Source organism: Aquipuribacter hungaricus (assembly GCF_037860755.1).
In the GTDB taxonomy this organism is placed as follows: domain Bacteria; phylum Actinomycetota; class Actinomycetes; order Actinomycetales; family JBBAYJ01; genus Aquipuribacter; species Aquipuribacter hungaricus.
Window position 1 is genome coordinate 22507 of sequence record NZ_JBBEOI010000022.1, and the last position, 6205, is coordinate 28711.

Annotated in this window: 7 protein-coding genes and 2 tRNA genes; 2 read left to right on the forward strand and 7 right to left on the reverse strand. The window is 76.7% G+C overall.

All coding sequences use genetic code 11. The features are described from left to right. Positions 1–12 precede the first annotated feature (12 nt). Positions 13–1065 (forward strand): adenosine deaminase, encoded by a 1053-nt coding sequence (locus WCS02_RS05280; RefSeq protein WP_340290755.1) that lies wholly within the window; start codon positions 13–15, stop codon positions 1063–1065. Here WCS02_RS05280 and WCS02_RS05285 read toward each other — a convergent pair. Both WCS02_RS05285 and WCS02_RS05290 read right to left on the reverse strand, forming a co-directional pair. After that, complete coding sequence (locus WCS02_RS05285) at positions 1055–2125, reverse strand: UDP-N-acetylmuramate dehydrogenase (RefSeq protein WP_340290741.1); 1071 nt, start codon at positions 2123–2125, stop codon at positions 1055–1057. The two genes, WCS02_RS05280 and WCS02_RS05285, sit on opposite strands and share 11 nt — an antisense overlap. After that, positions 2122–3387, reverse strand: coding sequence for an MFS transporter (locus WCS02_RS05290; protein ID WP_340290743.1), 1266 nt, complete (start codon positions 3385–3387; stop codon positions 2122–2124). The genes WCS02_RS05285 and WCS02_RS05290 overlap by 4 nt, the downstream gene beginning before the upstream one ends. A 157-nt stretch (positions 3388–3544) precedes the next feature. On the opposite strand from WCS02_RS05290, the gene WCS02_RS05295 reads away from it, so the two are divergent. After that, complete coding sequence (locus WCS02_RS05295) at positions 3545–4633, forward strand: LacI family DNA-binding transcriptional regulator (RefSeq protein WP_340290745.1); 1089 nt, start codon at positions 3545–3547, stop codon at positions 4631–4633. A 49-nt stretch (positions 4634–4682) separates the two neighbouring features. Here the strand turns inward: WCS02_RS05295 and WCS02_RS05300 are convergent, their stop codons facing one another. From WCS02_RS05300 to WCS02_RS05320, 5 genes are all read right to left on the reverse strand, one after another. Further along, positions 4683–5108 (reverse strand): MaoC/PaaZ C-terminal domain-containing protein, encoded by a 426-nt coding sequence (locus tag WCS02_RS05300; RefSeq protein WP_340290747.1) that lies wholly within the window; start codon positions 5106–5108, stop codon positions 4683–4685. Beyond that, a complete protein-coding gene (locus WCS02_RS05305; RefSeq protein WP_340290749.1) occupies positions 5105–5542 on the reverse strand; it encodes an FAS1-like dehydratase domain-containing protein in 438 nt (145 codons plus the stop codon). The genes WCS02_RS05300 and WCS02_RS05305 overlap by 4 nt, the downstream gene beginning before the upstream one ends. A gap of 13 nt (positions 5543–5555) precedes the next feature. Continuing rightward, positions 5556–5726: a 50S ribosomal protein L33 gene (gene rpmG, locus WCS02_RS05310; RefSeq protein ID WP_336920690.1), complete on the reverse strand. Its 171-nt coding sequence runs from the start codon at positions 5724–5726 to the stop codon at positions 5556–5558. A 43-nt stretch (positions 5727–5769) separates the two neighbouring features. Continuing rightward, positions 5770–5843, reverse strand: a tRNA-Met gene (locus tag WCS02_RS05315). Between the two features lie 32 nt (positions 5844–5875). After that, positions 5876–5947 (reverse strand) — tRNA-Thr (locus WCS02_RS05320). Positions 5948–6205 lie beyond the last annotated feature (258 nt).

The following is a 6205-nucleotide window of genomic DNA, read 5'->3' on the forward strand; positions in this document are numbered from 1 at the left end:
CCGGCCCCGGTCGTGCGTGACCTGCGGACGCTGCCCAAGGCGCACCTGCACCTGCACTTCACCGGCTCGATGCGGCCTGCCACGCTCGCGGCCCTCGCCGCCCGGCACGGCCTCCGGCTGCCGGAGCTGCTGCGGGAGCACCACCTGCTCCGGGTGCCCGCCACGGAGCGGGGCTGGTTCCGGTTCCAGCGGCTCTACGACGCCGCCCGCGCCTGCGTCCGCGACGAGGCGGACATGCGCCGGCTCGTGCACGAGGCCGCCGCCGACGACGCCGCCGAGGGCTCGCGGCGCCTGGAGCTGCAGGTGGACCCCACCTCGTACGCGCCGCTGGTCGGGGGCCTGACGCCCGCGCTGGAGGTCGTGCTCGACGCGGCGCGGGAGGCGAGCACGGCCACCGGCTGCGAGGTCGCGGTGGTCGTGGCCGCGAGCCGGCTGCGCCACCCGCTGGACGCCCGGACCCTGGCGCGCCTGGCGGCCCGCTACGCCGGCGACGGGGCGGGCGAGGTGGTGGGCTTCGGGCTCAGCAACGACGAGCGGCGCGGGCGGACCGAGGAGTTCGCCGCCGCCTTCCGGATCGCCCGGGCGGCGGGGCTGGCCTCGGTCCCCCACGGCGGTGAGCTGCTGGGCGCGGACCACGTCGGGGTGGTGCTCGACGAGCTCCGCCCCGACCGGCTGGGCCACGGGGTGCGGGCCGCCGAGGACCCGGACGTGCTGCGGCGCGTGGTGGAGCAGGGCACCGGGCTCGAGGTGTGCCCGACGAGCAACGTCGGCCTGGGCGTCTATGCGACCGTGGCCGACGTCCCGGTCCCCCGGCTGCTCGCGGCCGGGGCACGGGTGGCGCTCGGTGCGGACGACCCGCTGCTGTTCGGGCCACGGCTGGTCGAGCAGTACGAGCACGCCCGCACCGGGTGGGGCATGGACGACGACGCCCTGGCCGCCCTGGCGCGGCACAGCCTCACCCTCACCCGCGCGCCGCGGGACCGGGTCGCCGGCTGGCTGGCCGAGGTCGACGCCTGGCTGGCCGCACCGCCGTCGGCGCCGCCGGACCCCTCGCCTAGAGGCTGACGCCCACCAGGCGGGGCTCGGCCTCCAGCGTCACCCCGAAGGCGTCCTCGACGGCACCGCGCACCTCGCGGGCGAGCCGGAGCACGTCCTCGGCGCGGGCACCGCCGCGGTTGGTCAGGGCCAGCGTGTGCTTGGTGGACACCGCGGCCGGGCCGGGCAGGCCGTGCCCCTTGCCGACCCCGGCGTGCTCGATGAGCCACGCGGCGGGCAGCTTGACCATCCCGTCGCCGGCGGGCCAGCGGGGCGCCTGCCCGAGGGTGTCCGGCAGCGACGCCTCGGCCAGCACGGGGTTGGTGAAGAACGAGCCGACGGACCAGGTGTCCGGGTCTGGGTCGTCGAGCACCATGCCCTTGCCGGCGCGCAGGCCCAGGACGGCGTCGCGCACCTGCTGCAGCGGCGCGCGGGCGCCGACCTCGATGCCCAGGGCCCGGGCGAGCTCGGCGTAGCGGACCGGCGCCGACAGGTCGGCGACCGGCAGCTGGAAGGCCACCCGCAGCACGACGTAGCGGTCCATGCCGTCGGGGCCGTCGTGCGCGGCCCGCTTGAGCAGGGAGTCGCGGTAGCCGAACTCCAGGTCCCGGTTGGCCAGCGTGCGCAGCCGCCGCTCGGTGCGGTCGTACACCTGGACGGTGGCGACGGTGTCGGCGACCTCGCTGCCGTAGGCGCCGACGTTCTGCACCGGCGTGGCCCCGACGCTGCCGGGGATGCCGGACAGCGCCTCGAGGCCGGAGAAGCCGCGGGCGACCGCGAGCGCGACGAGCTCGTCCCAGCCGGCCCCTGCCTGCACGGTCATGTCCGCGCCGCCGCAGTAGTCGGCACCCTGCAGGGCGACGCCCCCGTCGGCCGGGCGCGCGACGTGGACGACGGTGCCGTCGAAGCCGGCGTCGGAGACGACGAGGTTGGACCCGCCGGCGACCAGGAGCAGCCGGTCCCCGCGGGCGTCGACGTCACGCACCGCCGCGAGCAGCTCGTCGCTGTCGTGGGCGACGACGAGGCGTGCCGCGGGACCCCCGACGCGCAGCGTCGTGAGGTCGGCGATCCGGGTGCCGGGGCTGGTCACCGGGCCAGGCTAGGCGAGGGCTCGTCGCTGCCCGCGGTCGCACCGGCCGGGGGGCGCATGGCGGCGGCGGTGCACGCGGCCAGCAGGGCCGCACCACAGGCGGTGAGCAGCGCGAGGTTGGTCCCGAGCCGCTCGCCGAGCAGGCCGACCAGCGGCGGGCCGGCGAGGAACGCGGTGTAGGCGACCGAGGCGACGACAGACACGCGCACGGCGGCGCGCACCGGGTCGTCCGCCGCGGCGGTCATGCCGACCGGGAAGCCGAGGCTCACCCCGACGCCCCAGAGCACGGCACCGAGGGCGGCGCCGACGACGCCGGGCACGAAGACGACCGTGAGCACGCCGACCGCGACCATGCCCGCCATGACGAGCAGGGGGCGGTAGCGGCCGTAGCGGTCCAGCAGCACCGGGCCCAGGAAGCGGCCGGCCATGACGGAGGCGAGGAAGACCCAGTACATGGCCGCGCCGACCCACTCCTGCGCACCGCGGGAGTCGATGACGGCCACGGCGAGCCAGTCGCCGGCGATGCCCTCGGCGAGCGCGAAGCCCATCATCGTCACGCCGATGAGCAGGGTGCGGGGCTCGCGCCAGGCGTCGACCAGGGAGTAGCGGCGCGAGGGGGCGTCGGTGCCGGCCGCGGCGGCCGCGGCGTGGTCGTCGGCCGCACCGCGGGCGGCGAGCTCCTCGGGCAGGAAGCCGCGGACCGCGACGACGGCGCCGGCCATGACGACGACGGCGACGACGCACAGGTGGGGGCCGCGGCCCACGGAGGCGAAGGCCGCGGCGGCCGCGACGCCCGCCCCCAGCACGGTGCCGGCGCTCCACGCGCCGTGGAAGCGGGGCATGATCGTCGTGCCCAGCCGGCGCTCGACGTCGGCGGCCTCGACGTTCATGGCCACGTCCCAGGCGCCGTTGGAGAAGCCCCACGCGAACAGGGCGACCATGAGCAGCAGGCGGTCCGGCGCGAGCCCGGCGCCCGCGACGCCGGCGGCGCCGAGCGCGGCGGCCCCCAGCACGACCGGGCGGACGCCGAGGCGCTGGATCAGCGAGCCGGCGGTCGGCAGCGCGAGCACCGAGCCGACCGAGCCGGCTAGCAGCGTCAGGCCCAGCTCCTGCGGCGTCAGCCCGAGGTCGGAGCGGATCGCCGGCACGCGGGCCAGCAGCGTCGCCAGCAGCAGGCCGTTGACGGCGAAGACCAGGTAGACCGAGGTGCGGGCGGCGAGCACCTGGGCACGGACGGTCTCGGGCGGGGTGGTGGTGCTCACGGCGGTCCTCGAGATCTCGGGCGGGATGGAGGTCGAATCGATTCGATCGACGCGACGATGCTACGGCAGACTGCGGTGCGGGCCAAGCCTGCTCCGGCTCCCGCCCCACCCCCGTCCCGACCCCGTCCGACCCCTGCCCCGACCCCGAGGAGGACGTGTGGCACGCACGCCGTCAGCCGGCCGCCCCCCGGGCCGGGCGACCCTGAGCGACGTCGCGGCCGCCGCCGGGGTGAGCCCGTCCACGGCGTCGCTGGCCTTCTCCGGGGCCGGCCCGGTCGCCCCGGCCACGCGGGAGCGCGTCCTGGCTGCCGCGGCGGACCTCGGCTACAGCGGCCCGGACCCCACCGCGGTGTCCCTGCGGCGGGGCCGGTCGGGCGTGGTCGGGGTCGTCGTCGGCGAGCGGCTGCGCGACGCGTTCCGCGACCCGTACGTCGTGGGGCTGCTCGACGGCCTCGTCGACGAGCTGGCGGGGGCGGGCCTGGCCATCCTCCTGCTGCCCATGACGCACGACCTGGGCGCGCCGCCCGCCGAGCAGTACCGCACGGCGTCGATGGACGCCGTGGTGTTCGCCACGGGCGGGCTGCGGGAGGACCCGGCGCTGGCGGTCCTCACCCGGCGCCGCCTGCCCCTGGTCGCGGTCGAGGGCCCGGACGTCCCGGAGGCGTCGGTGGTCCGGGTCGACGACCGCCGCGGCAGCGCCGACGCCGTCCGGCTCCTGGTCGACCTCGGGCACCGGGACGTGGCGGTGGCGACCATGCCGCTACGGCACGACGGGCACGGCGGCCTGCTGGACGCCGCCCGCCGCGCGGGCGGCGGCTACGCCGACGCGACCAACCGCCTCGACGGCGTGCACGACGTGCTGCGGCCGGTCGCGGTGTGGGAGACCACGGCCAACGCGGTCGAGCAGGGCCGGGAGGCTGGGCACCGGCTGCTCGCGGGCGCCGCCGCCGACCGGCCGACCGCCGTGGTGGCGCAGAGCGACGTGCTGGCCGCCGGGGTCCTGCAGGCGTGCGCCGAGCTGGGCCTGCGGGTGCCGGAGGACGTGAGCGTGGTCGGCTTCGACGGGGTCGCGGTCCCGTGGCTGCTCCCCCACCGGCTCACCACGCTCGTGCAGCCGGTGGACCTCAAGGCGCGGACGGCCGCGGAGATGCTGCTGGCCCGCCTGGCAGGCGGCGGGCGCGAGGACCGGACCCTGGCGGTCGAGCTGCGCACCGGGACGACGACGGGCCCGGTCCCGGCGGGGTAGGGCTGCGCAGGACGCGTGGTGGGCGCGTCGTGGGCGCGTGGGGGTGCGCTCAGCCGAGCGCGAGCGTCGCCCGGGTCTTGGTGAGGACGGTCGCACCGCCGGAGGTGACGACCAGGTCGACGACGACCTGGCCGGCCGCCTCGTCGACGGAGCGGACCGAGCCCGTGACCTCGACGACGGCCCCGCCCGGGTCCGGCACGACCACGGGCCGGGTGAAGCGGGTCGAGTAGCCGACGACGGCCGTCGGGTCGCCGGCCCACTCGGTGAGCAGGCGGGAGGCGGCGCCCATGGTGAGCATGCCGTGGGCGATGACGCCGGGCAGCCCCACCCCGGTCGCGACGCGGTCGCTCCAGTGGATGGCGTTGAAGTCGCGGGACGCGGCGGTGTAGCGGACCAGGGCCTCGCGGTCCAGCGTCACGCTCGTCGTCGGCAGCAGGTCGCCGACCTGCACCGAGGCGAGCTCACGGCGGCTCACCGGTGCACCAGCAGGGCGGTGACGGTGCTGCGCGGCTCGCCCGCGGTGGTCGTCACCTGCGTGACGAGGGTGAGCATGGCCGCCCCGCCCGCGGCGCGGACCGAGGCGACGGTCATGTCGGCGTCCAGCTCGTCCCCCGCGACGATCGGCGCGTGGTGGACGAAGGTCTGCTCCCCGTGGACGATCCGGGAGTACTCGAGCCCGACCTCGGGGTCGGCCATCATCGCGTCGGTGGCCGGCTGCGCGACGACGACGGCGAAGGTCGGCGGCGCGACGACGTCGCCGTAGCCCGCCTCGCGGGCCACGACGACGTCGTGGTGGAACGGGTGCGCGGCGCCCACGGCGTCCGCGAACTGACGGACGGTCTCTCGCCCGACCACGTAGGAGCCTGCGGCGGAGTAGGTGCGCCCGGCGAGGGTGGGGTCGACCGTCACGACGGCGGAGCCGTCAGCGGGTCTCGCGGTGGGCGGTGTGCTTGCCGCAGCGCGGGCAGAACTTCGCGAGGTCGAGCCGGTCGGGGTCATTCCGCCGGTTCTTCTTCGTGATGTAGTTCCGCTCCTTGCACTCGGTGCACGCCATCGTGATCTTGGGACGCACGTCAGCGCTCTTGGCAGCCATCTCGGGACCTTTCGGGTGCTCTGGGCGTGGGGACCGGGGACGGTAGCGGTGATCGGACTTGAACCGACGACCTAACGATTATGAGTCGTTCGCTCTAACCAGCTGAGCTACACCGCCAGGGCCGGGCGCCTGCTCCAGGCGCCCGTCAGAGCCCCGATAGGGATTTGAACCCTAGACCTTCTCCTTACCATGGAGATGCTCTACCACTGAGCTATCGGGGCAACGACGACGAGGGTACAGGACCAGGGGCCGTGCTCGTGCCTCCGCGCGGTCCCCCGGCCACGCGGCGGCAGCGACGGTCCGGTGCCCGTTCCGTGACCCTCCGGCAACCTGCGCGACACCGTCCGCGGGCCGGCGTGGGGGATGATCCGGACCGATGGACACGACGACCGGCGACGCGCCCGCCCTGCCCGACGGCCCCCCCGGCGGCCCGACCGCCCCCCGGGCCGCGGTCACCCCGCGCACGCGGGCACCGCGCC

Bases quoted from the DNA above. Each gene is read 5' to 3' on its own strand.
- rpmG (WP_336920690.1), bottom strand. From the start codon at position 5,726: ATGGCTGCCAAGAGCGCTGACGTGCGTCCCAAGATCACGATGGCGTGC.